This is a genomic window from Pandoraea pulmonicola, from assembly GCF_000815105.2.
Lineage (GTDB): Bacteria > Pseudomonadota > Gammaproteobacteria > Burkholderiales > Burkholderiaceae > Pandoraea > Pandoraea pulmonicola.
Genome location: NZ_CP010310.2, coordinates 5,508,511 through 5,526,914 on the forward strand (window position 1 = coordinate 5,508,511; position 18,404 = coordinate 5,526,914).

General features: G+C 65.1%; 11 protein-coding genes. 2 read left to right on the forward strand and 9 right to left on the reverse strand.

The genetic code is table 11. The features are described 5' to 3' along the window. Window positions 1-150 precede the first annotated feature (150 nt). Entirely contained in the window at window positions 151-1,437 is a 1,287-nt protein-coding gene (locus tag RO07_RS23840) for an MFS transporter (protein ID WP_052266849.1), read from the forward strand. 80 nt (window positions 1,438-1,517) lie between these two features. On the opposite strand, the gene RO07_RS23845 is transcribed toward RO07_RS23840, so the two are convergent. The 7 genes from RO07_RS23845 to hpaH all read right to left on the reverse strand — a co-directional run bounded on the left by RO07_RS23845 (window position 1,518) and on the right by hpaH (window position 7,952). Further along, window positions 1,518-1,808: a nucleotidyltransferase family protein gene (locus tag RO07_RS23845; RefSeq protein ID WP_039406384.1), complete on the reverse strand. Its 291-nt coding sequence runs from the start codon at window positions 1,806-1,808 to the stop codon at window positions 1,518-1,520. Window positions 1,809-1,836: 28 nt separating this feature from the next. Beyond that, complete coding sequence (locus RO07_RS23850; RefSeq protein WP_039406385.1) at window positions 1,837-2,820, reverse strand: 2-dehydropantoate 2-reductase; 984 nt, start codon at window positions 2,818-2,820, stop codon at window positions 1,837-1,839. A gap of 4 nt (window positions 2,821-2,824) precedes the next feature. Then, a complete protein-coding gene (locus RO07_RS23855; RefSeq protein WP_039406387.1) occupies window positions 2,825-3,775 on the reverse strand; it encodes a fumarylacetoacetate hydrolase family protein in 951 nt (316 codons plus the stop codon). A 12-nt stretch (window positions 3,776-3,787) separates the two neighbouring features. Beyond that, window positions 3,788-4,651 (reverse strand): DODA-type extradiol aromatic ring-opening family dioxygenase, encoded by an 864-nt coding sequence (locus RO07_RS23860; protein WP_039406389.1) that lies wholly within the window; start codon window positions 4,649-4,651, stop codon window positions 3,788-3,790. A gap of 43 nt (window positions 4,652-4,694) precedes the next feature. Further along, window positions 4,695-6,170, reverse strand: coding sequence for an aldehyde dehydrogenase family protein (locus tag RO07_RS23865; RefSeq protein WP_039406391.1), 1,476 nt, complete (start codon window positions 6,168-6,170; stop codon window positions 4,695-4,697). A gap of 78 nt (window positions 6,171-6,248) precedes the next feature. Then, the gene (gene hpaI, locus RO07_RS23870; protein ID WP_039406392.1) at window positions 6,249-7,058 is read right to left on the reverse strand and encodes a 4-hydroxy-2-oxoheptanedioate aldolase; all 810 of its coding nucleotides are present in this window, start codon (window positions 7,056-7,058) and stop codon (window positions 6,249-6,251) included. 90 nt (window positions 7,059-7,148) lie between these two features. Beyond that, entirely contained in the window at window positions 7,149-7,952 is an 804-nt protein-coding gene (gene hpaH, locus RO07_RS23875) for a 2-oxo-hept-4-ene-1,7-dioate hydratase (RefSeq protein WP_039406393.1), read from the reverse strand. Between the two features lie 521 nt (window positions 7,953-8,473). On the opposite strand from hpaH, the gene RO07_RS23880 reads away from it, so the two are divergent. After that, the gene (locus tag RO07_RS23880) at window positions 8,474-10,657 is read left to right on the forward strand and encodes a TonB-dependent receptor family protein (RefSeq protein WP_039406395.1); all 2,184 of its coding nucleotides are present in this window, start codon (window positions 8,474-8,476) and stop codon (window positions 10,655-10,657) included. Window positions 10,658-10,779: 122 nt separating this feature from the next. On the opposite strand, the gene RO07_RS23885 is transcribed toward RO07_RS23880, so the two are convergent. Continuing rightward, window positions 10,780-13,833, reverse strand: a complete 3,054-nt coding sequence (locus tag RO07_RS23885; RefSeq protein ID WP_039406397.1) for a Fic family protein — start codon at window positions 13,831-13,833, stop codon at window positions 10,780-10,782. A gap of 357 nt (window positions 13,834-14,190) precedes the next feature. Next, window positions 14,191-18,402: a DNA-directed RNA polymerase subunit beta' gene (rpoC, locus tag RO07_RS23890; protein WP_039406400.1), complete on the reverse strand. Its 4,212-nt coding sequence runs from the start codon at window positions 18,400-18,402 to the stop codon at window positions 14,191-14,193. Between the last annotated feature and the right edge of the window lie 2 nt (window positions 18,403-18,404).

Below are 18,404 nucleotides of genomic sequence, written 5' to 3' on the forward strand. Positions count from 1 at the left end.
GGGCCGCCCGACCACGGCAATTCGCCTGAAACGTTCGGCGCACGCGTCATGTACGTCATGTCGGTCGTGCACGTGGCGCCGAGCGGGAATCAACGGAGCGCATGCCTCCGGCAAACGCATGTACGACACATAACAACGACTGGAGACAACATGACCACTGCCACTGCCGCCGATGCCCGCATCGGCCGCGACGATACTTCTCATACCTGGCGCGCGGTGATATCGGCGTCCATCGGCAACGCGCTCGAATGGTTCGATCTCGTGGTGTACGGCTTTTTCGCCGTCACGATCGCGAAACTGTTCTTCCCGGCGCACGACGACACGACTTCGCTGCTGCTCACGCTCGGCACCTTCGGCGTGTCGTTCTTCATGCGACCGCTGGGCGCCATCGTGATCGGCGTCTACGCGGATCGCCGGGGACGTCGCGAAGCGCTCACGCTGACGATTCTGCTGATGATGGCGGGCACGGCGATCATTGCGTTCATGCCGACGTACGAAACCATCGGCGTGCTCGCACCGATGGGCATTGTGCTCGCGCGCATGATCCAGGGCTTCTCGGCCGGTGGCGAGTTCGGCAGCGCGACCGCCTTTCTTGCCGAGCATGCACCGCAGCGGCGCGGCTTCTTCGCGAGCTTCCAGGTCGCGAGCCAGGGCCTGACGACGCTGCTCGCCGCGGGCTTCGGCGCGGTGCTCACCGGCGCGCTGTCGCCCGAGCAGATGCAGAGCTGGGGCTGGCGTGTGCCGTTCCTGTTCGGCTTGCTGATCGGCCCGGTGGCGTATTACATCCGTCGTCATGTGAGCGAAACGCCCGAATTCCTGGAGGCCGAGCCGACCGAGACCCCGCTGCGCGACACGCTCGGGCATCAGAAGATGCGTTTGCTGCTGGCCGTGGGCGCCGTGGTTGTCGCCACAGTGTCGACCTATCTCGTGCTGTACATGCCGACCTATGCGATCAAGCAACTGGGATTGCCGGCGTCGGTGGCGTTTGCGGCGACGGTGGCGACCGGCATCGTGCAGATGCTGCTCTCGCCGATCGTGGGCGCATGGTCGGATCGCGTGGGGCGAGCGAAGCCGATGATGATCGCGGCGGCCGCGCTGCTGGTGCTGATCTGGCCGATGTTCTGGCTGCTCTCGACGCATCCGAGCTTCGGCGTGATGCTTGCGCTGCAAACGTTGCTCGGCGTGTTGATGACGATGTACTTCGCGCCGCTGCCGGCGCTCGCGTCGGAGATCTTCCCGGTGAAGACGCGCACGACGGGTCTGTCGCTGTCGTACAACCTGTCGGTGACGTGCTTCGGCGGCTTCGCGCCGTTCATTCTGACGTGGTTGATCAATGCGACGGGCAGCAAGCTCGCGCCGAGCTTCTACATGATGGCCGCCGCCGCGGTCGGCCTCCTCGCTCTGAGCCGGGTGTACCGGCATACGGGGGTGCGGTGATCGCCGGCAATGCGCAGGAAGGGGCGGTCAACGCCCCTCGAGACGCATGTGATCGAGATAGCCAGGAAGACGTGTCTCGCTCATACCGGGCGCGCCTCAGCCAATACCTGGTCGCGGAACTTGACCGGCAAGTCTTCGGGCGTGAGCACATCGACGTGAATGCCGAACATCGACTCCAGCTCGTCCTGCAGACCGCCCAGATCGAAAAGCGTGGTTCCAGGCAACGCGTCGACGAGAATATCGAGATCGCTTCCTTCCCGGTCCGTGCCGTGCAGCACGGAACCGAAAACACGCGGATTGGACGTGCGGTGGCGCCGTGCCGCCTCGCGCACAGCGGCACAATGACGCTCCAACAGCAATGACGGTCGCATGGCGTACCTCGCTCACCTTCAATAGCCGTCAATATAACCCATGCACCCGCCCGAACAAACGGGTGAGGCCCAGCAGGGCGTCGATGTTCGGCGTGGGCACCGATACGCGCTGGCCGATTTCGCGGACCACGCTCACCAGCGCATCGAGCTCGATGGGACGGCTCGCTTCGACATCCTGCAACATCGACGTCTTGAACGCCCCCAGCTTCGCCGTCACTTCATGACGATCTTCCGGCGACTGGTCGATCGCGCAGCCGATGCGCGCGCCAATGGCCGCCGCCTCGCGCATGGCCGACGAGCAGAAGTCGCGCACGAGCGGATCGCCGAGCAGGCGATCGATCGTCGCCCCCGTGATCGCCGACACCGGGTTCATCGTCAGGTTGCCCCACAGCTTGTACCAGATGTCCAGGCGCACGTTCTCCGACGCCTTCGCCTCGAAGCCCGCGCGCTCGAGCAACGCCGCGAGCCGCCGCACGCGCTCGCTCATGCCGCCGCCCGGCTCGCCCACGATCAATCCGCGTCCCATCCTATGGTCGACGAGCCCCGGCGCCGGTGTCGTCGCGCTCGCATGCACCACGCACCCGAGCACGTTCGCCTGCGGGATGGCGGCGCCGATCGCACCGTCCGGATCCACGCTCGTGAGCGATTCGTCGCCGAAGGGCGCCACGCCCTTGCAGAACCACCACGGCACGCCGTTCATCGCCGGCAACACGATCGTCTGCGGGCCGAGCAGCGGCGTCACCGACGCCGCCACCTGCGAGAGCGCCGGCCCCTTCACCGCGACGACGACGAGATCCTGCACGCCCAGTCTGGCAGACGCCTCCAGCGGATGCGCCGCCGCCACCGGCGCCGCCGTCAACGTCTCGCCCTGCCGCACGCGCCAGCCGCGCTCGCGCAGCGCCGCCAGCGTGGCGCCGCGTGCAAGCGCGCTTACCTGCGCCTCACCCGTCGCCGCGAGCCTCGTGCCCAGCAATCCACCGATGGCGCCCGCGCCAATGATCGTCACCTTCATCCCTTCACTCCTGTCGTTGCGCCGCGAGTCGATAGTTTTCCTTGAATCGCTCCGGCACCCGTTCGTCGAAACCCAGCGCCACGCGACGCACTTCGGGACTGTCGCCCGGCGCGTGCCCCACCCCGAGCGCCGCCGCGCGAGGGGCGTCGATGCGCACCACCCTGCCCGCCAGCCGGCCGAGCCCCGTGATCTCGCACTCCACGACGTCGCCCGCATCGACCGAGCGCGAATGGCAGGGCGTGCCCATCAGGATCACGTCGCCCGGCGCCAGCGTGATATGTCGCGCGATATCCGCAATCACATAGTGCGGGCCCCAGATCGTCTCGTCGCCGATGTGCGCTTCCTGCACGACGCGTCCGTTACGATAGGTGCGCAGCGTCTGCTCGAACAGGTTCACGCCGCGCACGATGCCGGGGCCGATGGGCAACAGCGTGTCCGCCCCCTTCACACGCAGCATCGAACCCTGATCCGTGTCGCGAAAGTCCTGCAGCCCCATGTCCAGCGCCGGGCAGAACCCTTCGATGTAGTCCCACGCCTCGTCCGGCAGCACATTGCGGCAGGTGCGTCCGATCACCACCGCGTACTCGCCCTCGTAGTTCAGATAGCGGCAGTCCTCGGGCTTGAGGATCTGTCCGCCATGACCGTTGAGCGACGTGGACGGCTTGGTGAAATAGGTCGGCGTATCCGTCGGCTTCGGCTTGTTGCGCGTCTCCATGCTACGCGAGCGATAGGAGATATGCACGGCGATGATCTTCGACGGATCGACCGGCGGCAGATGCGCCACCGTCTGCGGATCGACGGTGCGGCCATCGTCCAGACGCAGCAGCCCGCGCTCGGGCCCCGCTTCGACGATCGTGCCCCAGAACGCGCTGCCGCCGAGCAGGATGCGACGGCGTTCGACGCGCGGGCCACACATCACGGCGGGCAATTCGCGCAGTGGAAATTCGAAATCCATGGCGTCGCCTCGTCAAACGGTGTCGAACCAGATATGCACGTTGCCGGTGCCGCGCGCGTTCTCGTAATCGGACAACACCGTGCCCGGGCTGCGGCAGGCCGCACCGCCCAGCGCGCCGACCATCTGCAGGTAGTGCGCGCCGTGCGCCTCCCATGGACGCTTGCGGTAGTCCTCGTCCCAATCGGCCAGGATGCGATCGTGACGACCCGCGCGGAACGCCTCGATCGCGCGCTTGTCGCTCTCGATGTTTTCCGGGCGCGACACGTTGCTCTCGTGAAAGATGCGCGGATGGTTGGGTTTCCAGTCGATGCCGTTGAACTTGTGGCTGAGCGCACCGGAGGCAAGCATCACCACGCGCAGGCCGCTGCGCCGGATCGCCTCGCCGATCACCTCGCCCGATTGCAGAAAGTGCTGCGTCTCGCAGTTCTGGCACGAACTCACCGTGACCACCGGCCACGCGTCGAGACGCATCTGCTTGATCACGTTGATCGTCGGGTAGTGACGCGGCAGATCGGGATGCTGCACCGCACGCGCGCGCACGCCGCGCTCGCGCGCCACGGCGTCGACCAGGAACGCCAGCTCCGGATGCCCGCGATAGTCGTACGGCACGCCGTGCAGATACCACGGCATCTCGTCGGAGACGTACATCCCCGAGTAGCGGGGACCGGCGTCGATCAGGTGATAGCCCGTCGTGAACCAGTGCGAATCGAAGATCACGATCGCATCGGGACGCACCGCCTCGATACGCTCGCGCACGCGCGCATAGCCAGGTATCAAATCCGAATCCGCGCCCGCACCCTGCAACACGCGAAACTCCTCACACTGCATCAGGCCGGGGTGATGCGACACCAGCGCCGCGCCAACGATCTGTCCCATGTTGCTCTCCTCTCACATCCTGTTTTGATGGCGCAAGTGCGGCTCAGCGATGGCTGAAGCTCGCCTTGAACGGTTGTTTCGGTACGACGACATCCTTCACGTCGCAGAAAAACTCGAAGCTCCAGTCTCCGCCCTCGCGGCCGACGCCCGAGCGCTTGATGCCGCCAAAGGGCGCCACCAGATCGCGAATGCCGAAGCTGTTGACCCAGATGAAGCCCGTGCGCACGCGCTCGGCGACGTCGATGGCATGCATCTCCTCGCCGTAACACACGCCGCCCAGCCCGTAGTCGGTGCCGTTGGCCATGTCGACGACGTCGTCGTCGCTCGCGAACGTCTGCAACGTGAGCACCGGGCCGAAGACCTCCTGCTGCACGATCTCGTCGTGCTGACGCAGGTCGGTGAGCAGCGTCGGCGCGAAGTACTGTTCGCCGCACGGGTGACGCTTGCCGCCCCACAGCACGCGCGCACCGCCCGCCACCGCACGCGCCACGAAGCCTTCCACGCGTTCGAGCTGGCGCGAGTGGATGATCGGGCCGACCTCGGTGGCGGCGTCGCGCGGATCGCCCACGACCAGGCGCTCGACCACCGCGCGCAGCTTTTCGGTGAAGACGGCGGCGACATCGCGATGCACGAGCAGGCGCGTGCCCGCCAGGCACACCTGCCCCGCGTTGCGGTACATCAGAGCGGCGGTGGCCGCGGCGGCATCGAGGTCGGCGTCGGCAAGCACGATGAATGCCGACTTGCCGCCGAGCTCCAGGCTGCACGGCACCAGATTCGCCGCCGCGGTCTTCGCGATCCATTTGGCGGTCGCCACCGAGCCGGTAAACGAGATGCGGGCGAGCCGTGCGTCGCTCACGAGCGCCGCCCCGGTCTGCGCGCCCGGGCCCTGCAGCAGATTGAACACACCGGGCGGCAGGCCCGCTTCGTGCGCGCAGTCGGCCAGCAACGAGGACGTGAGCGGCGCCCACTCCGGCGCCTTGAGCACCACCGTATTGCCCGAAGCGAGCGCGGGCCCGATCTTCCACGTGGCGAGCATCAGCGGCGAGTTCCACGGCGTGATCACGGCCACCACGCCCGCCGGATCGTGACGCACGAAGTGGCGCGCCTGCGGCGTCTCGATCATGCGGTCCTGCAACGCAAGCGCGTGCTCGGCGAACCATGCGATGTTCTGCATGGCGCGCGGCACCACGCCGTGCGCCATGCGCGAGCGCAGCACGCCGGCGTCGTGGCTCTCCAGCGTGGCGAACGCCTCGACACGGCGGCCGATGGCGTCGGCGAAACGCCGCAGGTACGGCTGACGCGCCGCCGCGCCCAACGCCGCCCACGCGGGAAACGCCAGCGCGGCCGACGTCACGGCCGCCTCGACGTGCGCCGCACTGCCGCTCGCGATATTGCCCAGGTGCGTCTGGTCGATGGGGGAAACGCACTCGAACGTGTCGTCCGACGCCACACGTCTGCCGTCGATGTAATGATCGGGCGAGACCGATATGCCAGCGACTTCAAGGTTGGGGGAATGCATGCCTTGTCTCGGGAGAAGAGGAAATGAATGGGGATGTCCGAATGCGAGCGCAACCAGCAGAACGACCGCGTGGATCGATCACCGCGGGCCGTCGCGCGACTCGTCCTGGGCCTCGCCTTTGACGGTCGCGAACTTCGCGGCGAGCGCCCGGCTCGCGTTGGCCAGCAACGTCGTATCGACGCCGACGGCGATGAACGTCACGCCGGCGTCGAGATAGCCGCGCGCGAGCCCCTCGTCCACGCACAGAATGCCGGCCGCCTTGCCGGCGCGACGAATGCGGGCGATGCCGTCCTCGATCGCTTTGCGCACTTCCGGATGCGTCGCCTGGCCGAGATAGCCCATCGACGCCGCCAGATCCGCCGGGCCGATGAACACGCCGTCAACGCCGTCGACGGCAGCGATGTCGTCGATCTGCGCGAGCGCTTGGGCCGTCTCCACCTGCACCAGCAGACACGTCGTGTCGTTCGCCGTGTGCAGATAGTCCTCGTAGCGATTCCATCGCGACGAGCGCGCCAATCCGCTGCCCACGCCGCGCGTGCCCTGCGGCGGGTACTTCGAGGCGCGCACGAGTTCGCGCGCCATGGCCGCCGATTCGACCATCGGCACGAGCAGTGTGGTCGCACCGATCTCGAGCACCTGCTTGATGAGCGTGGCATCGCCATGCGGCAGGCGCACGACGGGATGCGTCGCATAAGGCGCCACGGCCTGCAATGTTGCGAGCATGCTGCGCAGATCGTTCGGCGCATGCTCGCCGTCGATCGTCAGCCAGTCGAAGCCGCTGCCGGCGCACAGCTCGGCGGCGTACGGCGTGGCGAGGCCGAGCCACAGGCCGATCTGACGCTCGCCCCGAGCGAGCGCCTGCTTGAAGAGGTTCGGGGGCGTTTTCATGAATTCGGCTCCGATGAACAGTGCGTGACGTGAGCGCGCGCGAATCGATGGGAACAGTGACGGCGGCGAAGACAAGGACGGCGCAGGCCGTCAAATAAAGCGCACGCCGATGGCGCCGAGCGGACCGTAGTCCGCATGGAACACATCGCCGGCGGCGCAGGCAACGGGACGCGTGAACGATCCGGCCAGCACGATTTCGCCCGCCTGCAGGCCTTCGTCGAACGCGCCAAGCTTGTTGGCAAGCCACGCGATGCCGTTGCCGGGATGCCCCAGCACGGCAGCGCTCAGCCCGGATTCCTCGATGACGCCGTTGCGATAGAGCAGCGCACCGGTCCAGCGCAGATCGATGGCGTCCGGCTTCACGGGCCGCCCGCCGAGCACCACGGCCGCGTTCGCCGCATTGTCGGCAATCGTGTCGAACACCTTGCGCGGCGCCTTCGTCTCGCGATCGAACAATTCGATGCGACCGTCGATCAACTCCAGCGCGGGGGTGACCCACGCGGTCGCGTCGAGCACGTCGAAGAGGGTCACGCCGGGGCCCTTGAGCGGCTTGGAGAGAATGAACGCGAGCTCCACCTCCAGGCGCGGCACGATGAAGCGCGAGGCGTCGAGCGTGGCGCCGTCGGCCACCAGCATGTCGTCGAGCAATGTGCCGTGATCCGGCTCCGTGATCTGCGCGGCGACCTGCATGGCGCGCGACGTCAGCCCGATCTTGTGCCCGATCATGCGACGGCCCTGCGCGTACTTCAGCGCCAGCCATGCCTGCGCAATCGCGTAACTGTCGGCAATCGTCATGTCGGGGTAGCGGCGGGAAAACTGCATGACCGGCGTGCGGCTGCGTTCGGCGTCTTGCAGCTCGCGCGCGAGGGCCTGATGTGTCGAGGCGTCCAGCATCGCGTTGTCTCCGTGGGCCGCCTTCCCGGGCGGCGCGTTCTTCTGTCGATGCCCTCTATTCTTGCGGCCGCTCCGCCCACGAACAATCAATCGATTTTGGCCGATTGATAAGTAAAACCGGATAATCGGCGCCCCCTCCGGGGCTGTGGGCCGCCGAAATGCGGCGAACGTTGCAACGCTACGACGCCTTCAACCGAACGTTGAAGGGAATCGCGCCATGCCTGCCACCGCACTTCTTCCGGCTTCGTGCCGCCTTTCTTTCCCTTTGCCAACCAACGTCGCGCTTTCCCGGCGACTGGCTTGTGGCTCGGCAGTCTGGCACCGGAATAGCGACTCACAATCGATTCTCAACATAATGAATGAGAGTGATTTGCATTTATAATCCGCTCGCTTTATTACACCGCATTACCCATGACGAAGCGTCCGCCGCCGTCCTTTCTGCTCGGCGGCGGGTCGCGCGCGACACACGCTCGCCATTACCCAAGTCATCCAGATCACCCAGGTCAAGAAGGTCAGCCAAGATGAAGAAGTCCGACAGTCGCCGCGCACTCGCGGCCGCACGCGTCACCTCGCACGTCGCCGTCCACACCCCGCCACGTCATCGTCTGCCGCGCGCCACGACGTGCGCCGTCGCACTGCTCATGGCGACGCTCGGCACAGCCCACGCCCAGCAGGCGACGACTGCCGCAGGGACGCGCGCCGCCGACGAAGCCAGGGCCGAAGTGGAACTCGGCGCGGTAAACGTCTCCGGCGACTGGCTCGGTACTGGCCTCGACACCAGCGCGAAGACCTTCCCCGGGGCACGCACCGTCGTGAAGAAGCCGCAGATCGAGGAGTCGGGTGCCACGAGCATCGGCGACGTCATGCGTCGCATTCCGGGCGTGCAGGCCACCGACAACTCGAGCACGGCCGGGAGTGCGATTTCGCTGAACATCGGTGTGCGCGGCCTCACGGGCCGCTTCACGCCGCGCTCGACGGTCCTGCTCGACGGCATTCCGATGGCGGTGGCGCCTTACGGTCAGCCGCAGTTGTCGTTCGCACCGGTCAGCCTGTTCAACATCGAGAGCATCGACGTGGTGCGCAGCGGCGGCGCCGTGCGCTATGGTCCGCAGAACGTGGGCGGCGTGATCAACTTCAAGACGCGCTCGATCCCGAACACGCCGGGGCTCACCGCCGACGCGACGGTGCGCGAGAACATCTACACCGCCGGCGGCGGCGCCAACACGCAATACGGTCTGTTCCTCGGCACGCAGATGGACAACGGCCTGGGCCTCGCCTTGCTGTATTCGGGCATGGTCGGGCGCGACTGGCGCCGCGGCAGCGACGAGCGCGTGAACGACCTCGCGCTGAAATTCCGCTACGAGATCACGCCCGAGCAGATGGTGTACGGCAAGGTGTCCTACTACGACGTGAAGTCGAAGACGCCGGGCGGCCTCACCGTCGCGCAGTTCAATGCCGATCCGTTCCAGAACACGCGTCCGGACGATTACTGGAGCGGCAACCGCACCGGCCTCGACTTCGGCTACCTGAACACGATCTCCGAGACGCAGGAGTTCGAGGTCCGCACGTTCTACAACGAGAGCTATCGCCAGAGCACGCTGGTCAATCCGGCCTTCACGCAGACCATGCATCAGCCGCGCAACTATCAGACCTTCGGCTTCGAGCCCCGCTTCACGCAGCGCCTCTTCGCCGGCCCCACCGCGCATGACGTGACCGTGGGCTACCGCTACGTGCACGAGCGCGGCGACGACAACAACTGGACGACGACGCTCGCCACCGGCCGCAACTCCGCCATCCAGACGTTCAACAACTTCACCAGCGCGAACGCGTTCTACATCGACGATCGCATCGCGTGGGGCAACTGGCGACTCACGCCCGGCGTGCGCTACGAGACGATCAGCTCGCAGCGCGTGGACAACGCGACGAATGCAACGTACCGCACCGACAACAACAAGGCGCTGCCGTCGGTCAACCTGTCGTATCTCGTGAACGACGCCTGGACGCTGTTCGCCGACTACAGCACCTCGTTCGGCCCGGTGCAGAACACGCAGCTCAATTCGATGTCGGCCTCGAACCCGCTCGAGCCCGAGCTCGCGCGCACGTACGAGATCGGCACGCGCTGGACTGACAAGCGCTGGAAGGCGGAACTCACCGCGTTCAGGATGAAGTTCGACAACCAGATCCTGCAGGTGCCCGGCAGCAGCCCGGCGACCTTCCAGAATATCGGTGCGACGAACCACGACGGCATCGAGACCGCCCTCGACTACACGTTCGATCAGGACAGCGCGCTGCGCGGTCTGAACCTGTACGCCAACTTCACGTACGTGCGCGCGATCCAGAAGTCGGGCGCGACGTCGGGTCTCGATGTGCCGTTCTACTCGCGCTTCACCGATACGCTGGGCGCGCGCTACGAGATCGGCCAGTGGACGTTCAACGTGTCGACCACGCACCAGAGCTCGCAGTACTCGGATCTGGCGAACACGGAAGCGGAATCGGCCGACGGCAGCAACGGCAAGGTGCCGGGCTTTCGCGTCTGGAACCTGCAGGCCATGTACAGGATCCCCGGGTACAAGAAGGCCGACATCACCGTGGGCCTGAACAACGTGTTCGACAAGCGCTACTACACGCGCAACGTCGACAGCAACGCGGGCCGCATGGTCGGCGCGCCGCGCATGGTCTACGTGCAGGGGCACTTCGGGTTCTGATCGGCCGCGCGCCGGCGCACCGCGCAAAAACCCCCAAAGGGTTGGCGCTATGTCCAACGCTTGGGGGGCGGTTCATTTCGATGGCAGGCTTTTTCCCTGCCGAGACGCGGCAGGCAGGCGCGCTACCTGATCTTCTTCTTGCGGCCGCCGGACGTCTTCTTGCGCTCCGCCCATGACGTACGCTTCGGCTTGCGGGTGCCGGACGATTTCCTGGGCGTCCTGGCACTTCGCGCACCGCCGGTCGAACCGCCGCGCATCTTCTCCAGTGCCGCCACCTTCGCGGGCCGTGGCAGCGGCGGGACGATAAGGTCCGCGCTCTCGAGGAACCGCTGCGTCCGCCGGTTGATTCTGCGAGCGCGCGGGACGACGGGCTGTGGCTGTGGCTGTGGCTCGACGAGCATACTGTGATCGTCGGACGACGGCACGACGTCCATCGTATCCTGCGCGTCGTCCTCATCCTGCGCGACCGGTTCGACGACCATCGCGGTCGTATTGTCCGTCGCTGCCGGAACGGACGTCGGATCGCCGTCGTGCTGCGGGTCGAGACCGGCGCTCAAGCGCTGCACTATTTCGATTTCCAGACGTCGCTTGAGCGCTACGGCATCCGCATACGCCTGCCTCGATACGGTGCCCCTCCGCATTGCGCCGTGAGCCTGCACAAACCGGTTCATCTCCTGAACAAGTTCATCCGAGAGCCATGCCTCGCGGTGCGGGATGTAGGCGAGCAACTCCTCGACGACCCACATGTCGTCCCGCTCGATACGCCCTCCCGTCGCCAACCGATCTTCCTCCTCGCGAACACCGGTCAGACGCTCGTCCATCTTGCCGCCGGCAAGTCCGCTCACGAAGCGGTCGACGTCCTCCGTTTCATTGATCGGCATCGAGGCAAGCGACATGTCCCGGTTCGACAGGGGCGAGGGCAGCGCCGACGGCGGTCTGGCAAAGCTGGCTTTCCATTCGCGCGCCGGAGTGGTCTGGTCGGCGTCCTGGTCGAACACGCGCAGCGGTTGCTGCGGTTGATCCGGTTGGATGCCGAAACCCGCACGGCGCAGGATCAGATAGGCATAGGCCCGACTGATCCGTCCGTTCCCGTCGTGCAGCGGATGCAGCACGCTGAGCCTTTGCTGGATCTCGGCGGCCAGCGCGGCGACCCTGGCTTCGTTATCGGGCGACGGCGTTCCCATGATCCGTTTCAACTGCGTCGCCCCGTCTCGCAGAATGGCCTTGAGCAGCGGCTGTTTGTCTTCCTTTTGATAAGCGACGCGGTATTCACCAGGCTTCCGCGTCTCCTTACTGACTGTCATCCCGTTATCAACGAGCGCCTTGTGCGCGCGTTTATCCAGCTTGACCGGTTCGCCCCAGGTCGACGGCGTGTCCGCCTGCGTGATGAAATCGATGTCCTTGGCCGTCCCCCCCGTGAGCCGGGCGGCGATGGACTTGAATCCGTCGATGGACCAGATGTCGGTGCCGTCATCGGTGATCACCTCGTGCCACACTTCGGCCGTCCTCTTGCCGTAGGGATAGGCAAAGCTCGCGTCGCTCTGCCCCTCGACCGTGCCTCCGACGCTATTCGAAATGAACCACGCCTGCGTGCGCTGATCGAGCCCGCTTTGGGGCAGGCCGGTCAACCACCGGTCTTTCGGATTGAGCAGCGCCTCCTGGCTGTGCTTCACGGCGTTGACGTGCGACGACGATTCGCCCTGCTCCAGCAGCGTGACAAGACGCGTGACCCCCGCGCCGAAATTCCCCTCTTCGATCGACAGGACCTTGAATGTCGCCCGGGCGCGGAACACGACTTCACGCTGACCATGACCCACCTGCGGCGCGACCGGACTGATGGGAATGCCGTTGAATCCCTTCGCGTAGATCTTGTAGCGGTCCATGGCGTTGCTACTGTCGGCCACGGCGCCCTTGGAAAACGTGACGGTGCCGCCGGCCGATTCGCTGGCGCTCAACGGCGTGCCCTGACTGAACACCTCGCCGACCTTGAGTGAGTCGTTTCGCGCATAGGCGGCATAGAGCGTGCCTTCGATGGGCGCGATTTGCGCGAGCGTGGTATCGAGCAGCGAGATATTGGCCCCCGGGGTGGAGCGCTTGCGCGACACCTTGCTCTTGGTCACAGTCTCCTGGTCCATGCCCACGTTGTCGCGTTGCATGCTCGTCGCCGGCGACGCCCATTTCGTCAGAATGTCGCGCTCGTTGCGTTTGTCGTTACCGCCCAGACGTTTATGCAACTGCTCGGTGCGTTGGCGCAGGAAGGGACGGTCTTCGATCAGCTCGCGGTGCGACGTCCAGTCGACCGCGGAGACATCGCTGTACTTGGGGGGGCTGTACGCTTCGACCCTGGGCGATTTTCCGCTTCGCACGTCGACGATCGTCTGCAGATAGCGGCCCTTGTCGCCAAGCCCGGCCTCCTTGCCTACGCTTTGGCCGTCGCCACGTCGCGCCGCCAAATGGCTGTAGAGCGCGATCACGTAATCGTCCTTGCCCGATGCGCCTGAACTCACCAGGCGCTCGAGGATTTTCGTGAGCTCGCCGAGATTGTTCCGATGCGTGCCCAGTGTCGCTCTCTGCTCGTCGGTCAGGTTATCCCATGTCGTGTGGTCGATCGTCGCGAGCCGACCCGCGAAGTCCACCGCTTCGTCCGGGTTCCACGGGGCTTGCGCCTCGGGCGATTCCTCCCGGGCGAAAGGAAATATCGTCCTGTAGTGCTTTGCAATCGCTTTGCGGTGGTTGTCGACGGAATAGCGCGAGAGCATCGGAATGTCCCGGGCCGCGCTGTCGAGAAGGCCGGCGTCGTTCTCGGGAGAGGTGCCGAGCGTGTTTGCCTGGCTATCGTCGGGCGGCGCATACGGGGCAAGTTGTTCCCACGCCAATGCGATGTTGTTCGAGAGCCGGACGTTGTTGGGAGACCGCTCTGCCGCCATCCATGTCAGGCGCACATGCGCGAAGCTTTTCCCGCTCGCCTGCTTGAGCTTCGTCAGGTAGGCGTCCTTGGTGTACTGCTTGTCGACGTCGCTCGCGAAGTCGACCACGCGCTGAATGGGGGCGGACGAGGTCGGGGCGACGGGGCGCTGGAGTTGCGGGGCTGGCGGCGCGGCGATGATCTTGCGCTGTTGCGCGACGGCCTGCGTGCGAGGACTGGCGTCGATGGCTGCGCGCATTTGCGCGTGCATGCGGCTCCCGGGTCGATGGTCGTCGATCGCCCAGGTCTGTGCGGACGCCGAAGCGGATGCCGGCGTGCTGTCCGACCTGGTGTCCACCTGCGGCCTTCGCGTCGTCTCCCCTTCGCTCATCGCTGCCCCGTGTCGTGCGTCCCCAGCTTTTTGTGCGTCTTCTCCGGCCTCGCTTGAGGGAGCAAAAATTATATCGCCCTTTCAAGGACATAAGACGACATTGCGGTGGCGCTTCGCGCCGTTTTACCCACGCGCAAAAAAAACGGCACCCCGCAAAGGGTGCCGTCTTCATGACGCTTCGTCCCGGTCCGGCAGCCCCCGCTTTCGCGAGCGCCGCCGTTCCGAAGGTCGCGTGGCTTACTCCGCCGCGCGCTCCTCCTCCGAGGTCGGCATCGGCGCAAACGCCTCTTCCAGCGCGATCTGGTCGTGACGCTCGCGATCCGACGTCTCGCGGGCCTTGCGGGCCTTGTGATACGCCAGACCCGTACCTGCCGGGATAAGACGACCGACGATGACGTTTTCCTTCAGGCCACGCAGGTCGTCCTTCTTGCCCATGATCGCGGCTTCGGTCAGCACGCGCGTCGTTTCCTGGAACGATGCCGCCGAGATGAACGAATCCGTCGACAGCGACGCCTTCGTAATACCCAGCAACACGTTCTCGTACTGCGCCGGACGCTTGTCCTGGGCGATCATCGCGTCGTTCTCGTCGAGCATGTCCGAACGTTCGACCTGCTCGCCGGTGATGAAGCGCGTATCGCCCGAATCGACGATCTGCACACGACGCAGCATCTGGCGAACGATCACCTCGATGTGCTTGTCGTTGATCTTCACACCCTGCAAGCGGTACACGTCCTGCACTTCGTCGACGATGTAACGCGCCAGCGCCTCGATACCCTGCAGACGCAGAATGTCGTGCGGATCGGCCGGGCCGTCCACGATCATTTCGCCCTTGTTCACCACCTGGCCGTCGTGCACCAGCACCTGCTTTTCCTTCGGAATCAGGAACTCGTGCTGGTTGCCGTCCAGATCGGTGATGACCAGACGCTGCTTGCCCTTCGTGTCCTTGCCGAACGACGTGGTACCCGTGACTTCGGCCAGAATGCCGGCGTCCTTCGGTGCACGCGCTTCGAACAGTTCGGCCACGCGCGGCAGACCCCCCGTAATATCGCGGGTCTTCTGCGATTCGGTCGGGATACGTGCGAGCACTTCACCCACCGGCACATGCTGGCCGTCCTTGACGGTAATCAGTGCGCCCACCTGGAAACCGATCGTCACAGCGTGATCGGTGCCCGGGATCTTCACTTCCTGACCGTTCTCGTCGAGCAGCTTGACCTGCGGACGCACGTTCTTCGACGCCGGACCACGACGCTTCGGATCGATCACGACCAGCGTGGACAGACCCGTCACATCGTCGATCTGCTTGGCCACCGTGACGCCTTCCTCGACGTTCTCGAACTTGGCGATACCGCCGTGCTCGGTAATGATCGGGCGCGTCAGCGGATCCCACGTACCCAGCTGGGCGCCGGCCTTGACCTGGGCACCGTCCAGTTGCAGCAGCGTGGCGCCGTACGGCACCTTGTGACGCTCGCGCTCGCGGCCATGGTCGTCCGTGATCAGGATTTCGCCCGAACGCGAAATCACGATCTGCTCGCCCTTGCCGTTCGTCACGTAACGCATGGTTGCCGTGAAGCGAACCGTACCGTTCGACTTGGCTTCGATCGACGAGGCCACTGCCGCACGCGACGCCGCACCACCGATGTGGAACGTACGCATCGTCAGCTGCGTGCCCGGCTCACCGATCGACTGTGCGGCGATCACACCCACCGCCTCGCCGACGTTCACGCGCGCGCCGCGGCCCAGGTCGCGGCCGTAGCAGGCTGCGCACAGACCGTAGCGCGTGTCGCAGGTCAACGGCGTGCGCACGCGCACTTCGTCGATACCGAGCGACTCGATCGTCTCGACCACATCTTCGTCGAGCAGCGTGCCGGCTTCGAACACCGTCTCTTGCGTTTCCGGATTCACGACGTCGGCGACAGCCACGCGACCCAGGATACGGTCGCGCAGGGCTTCGACCACTTCACCGCCCTCGACCAGCGCCTTCATCGCCACGCCGTTGCTCGTGCCGCAATCGTCTTCGACCACGACCAGATCCTGCGTCACGTCGACCAGACGACGCGTCAGGTAACCCGAGTTTGCCGTCTTCAGTGCCGTATCGGCCAGACCCTTACGTGCACCGTGGGTCGAGATGAAGTACTGCAACACGTTCAGGCCTTCGCGGAAGTTCGCGGTAATCGGCGTCTCGATGATCGAGCCGTCCGGCTTGGCCATCAGGCCACGCATACCGGCGAGCTGACGAATCTGGGCGCTCGAACCGCGAGCCCCCGAGTCGGCCATCATGTAAATCGAGTTGAACGACTCCTGATCCACGGCGTTGCCGTCGCGGTCGATCGTCTTCTCCTTCGAGAGCTGCTCCATCATCGCCTTGCCCACGGCGTCACCGGTAGCACCCCAGATGTCGACGACGTTGTTGTAACGCTCCTGCGCCGTGACCAGACCCGACATGTACTGACGATCGTATTCCTTGACCTTCTTCGACGCTTCGCCGATCAGCTCTTCCTTCTTCGTCGGCACGAGCATGTCGTCGACGCAGATCGAGATACCGGCGCGCGTGGCCAGGCGGAAGCCCGATTGCATCAGCTTGTCGACGAAGATCACCGTCTCGCGCAGACCGCAGCGGCGGAACGCCGTGTTGATCAGCTTCGAGATTTCCTTCTTCTTGAGCGACTTGTTGAGCACCGAGAACGGCAGGCCCGGCGGCAGAATTTCCGACAGGATCGCGCGACCGACGGTCGTCGGGTACAGCGTGACCTTCGGCGTCTTCTCGCCCGTTTCCGGATCGACCGTGTACTCCGTGATACGCACGTTCACGCGCGAAGCCAGTTCGACTTCCTTGTTGTCGTACGCGCGCAGCACTTCCGAGACGTCGACGAACGACAGGCCTTCGCCGCGACCGTTGATCTTGTCTCGGGTCGCGTAGTACAGACCCAGCACGATATCCTGCGACGGCACGATCGACGGATCGCCGTTGGCCGGGAACAACACGTTGTTCGAGGCCAGCATCAGGGTACGCGCTTCCATCTGCGCTTCGAGCGACAGCGGCACGTGGACGGCCATCTGGTCACCGTCGAAGTCGGCGTTGAACGCCGCGCAAACCAGCGGGTGAAGCTGGATTGCCTTGCCTTCGATCAGCACCGGCTCGAACGCCTGAATACCCAGACGGTGCAGCGTCGGTGCGCGGTTGAGCATGATCGGGTGCTCGCGGATCACCTCTTCGAGGATGTCCCACACCACCGGCGTCTGGTTCTCGACTTCCTTCTTCGCGGCCTTGATCGTCGTGGCCACGCCCATCACTTCCAGCTTGTGGAAAATGAACGGCTTGAAGAGTTCGAGCGCCATCAGCTTGGGCAGACCGCACTGATGCAGCTTGAGCGTCGGGCCCACGGTAATCACCGAACGGCCCGAGTAGTCGACGCGCTTGCCCAGCAGGTTCTGACGGAAACGACCGCTCTTGCCCTTGATCATGTCGGCCAGCGACTTGAGCGGGCGCTTGTTCGCACCGGTCATCGCCTTGCCGCGACGGCCGTTGTCGAGCAGCGAGTCCACCGATTCCTGCAGCATGCGCTTTTCGTTGCGCACGATGATGTCCGGGGCCTTGAGCTCGAGCAGACGCTTCAGACGGTTGTTACGGTTGATGACGCGGCGATACAGATCGTTCAGGTCCGAGGTCGCGAAGCGGCCACCGTCGAGCGGCACCAGCGGACGCAGCTCGGGCGGTAGCACCGGCAGCACTTCGAGCACCATCCACTCGGGCTTGATGCCCGAGCGCTGGAAGGCCTCGAGCACCTTCAGGCGCTTGGCGTACTTCTTGATCTTGGCTTCCGAGCCCGTGGCCTGCAGCTCGGCGCGCAGATGCTCGACCTGCTGGTCGATGTCGATCGAGCGCAGCAATTCGCGCACGCCTTCCGCGCCCATCTCGGCACGGAATTCGTCGCCGTATTCCTCGACCTTGTTGTAGTAATCCTCCTCGGTCATGATCTGGCAGCGCTTGAGCGGCGTCATGCCCGGTTCGAGGACCACGTACGCTTCGAAGTACAGCACGCGTTCGATGTCGCGCAGCGTCATGTCGAGCACCATGCCCAGACGCGACGGCAGCGACTTCAGGAACCAGATGTGCGCGACCGGCGAGGCCAGCTCGATGTGGCCCATGCGCTCGCGACGCACCTTCGCCAGCGTGACTTCCACACCGCACTTCTCGCAGATCACGCCGCGGTGCTTCAGGCGCTTGTACTTGCCGCAAAGGCACTCGTAGTCCTTGATCGGACCGAAGATCTTTGCGCAGAACAGACCGTCACGCTCGGGCTTGAAAGTCCGGTAGTTGATCGTTTCCGGCTTCTTCACTTCGCCGAACGACCACGAACGGATCTTGTCCGGCGAAGCCAGACCGATCTTGATCGCGTCGAACTGTTCGTCCTGTTGGACTTGCTTGAATAGATCGAGCAAAGCTTTCATTG

Excerpts from the sequence above, each read along its gene's own strand:
- RO07_RS23840 (WP_052266849.1), top strand. The coding sequence starts at position 151 with ATGACCACTGCCACTGCCGCCGATGCCCGCATCGGCCGCGACGATACT.
- RO07_RS23845 (WP_039406384.1), bottom strand. The coding sequence starts at position 1,808 with ATGCGACCGTCATTGCTGTTGGAGCGTCATTGTGCCGCTGTGCGCGAG.
- RO07_RS23850 (WP_039406385.1), bottom strand. The coding sequence starts at position 2,820 with ATGAAGGTGACGATCATTGGCGCGGGCGCCATCGGTGGATTGCTGGGC.
- RO07_RS23855 (WP_039406387.1), bottom strand. The coding sequence starts at position 3,775 with ATGGATTTCGAATTTCCACTGCGCGAATTGCCCGCCGTGATGTGTGGC.
- RO07_RS23860 (WP_039406389.1), bottom strand. The coding sequence starts at position 4,651 with ATGGGACAGATCGTTGGCGCGGCGCTGGTGTCGCATCACCCCGGCCTG.
- RO07_RS23865 (WP_039406391.1), bottom strand. The coding sequence starts at position 6,170 with ATGCATTCCCCCAACCTTGAAGTCGCTGGCATATCGGTCTCGCCCGAT.
- hpaI (WP_039406392.1), bottom strand. The coding sequence starts at position 7,058 with ATGAAAACGCCCCCGAACCTCTTCAAGCAGGCGCTCGCTCGGGGCGAG.
- hpaH (WP_039406393.1), bottom strand. The coding sequence starts at position 7,952 with ATGCTGGACGCCTCGACACATCAGGCCCTCGCGCGCGAGCTGCAAGAC.
- RO07_RS23880 (WP_039406395.1), top strand. The coding sequence starts at position 8,474 with ATGAAGAAGTCCGACAGTCGCCGCGCACTCGCGGCCGCACGCGTCACC.
- RO07_RS23885 (WP_039406397.1), bottom strand. The coding sequence starts at position 13,833 with ATGCACGCGCAAATGCGCGCAGCCATCGACGCCAGTCCTCGCACGCAG.
- rpoC (WP_039406400.1), bottom strand. The coding sequence starts at position 18,402 with ATGAAAGCTTTGCTCGATCTATTCAAGCAAGTCCAACAGGACGAACAG.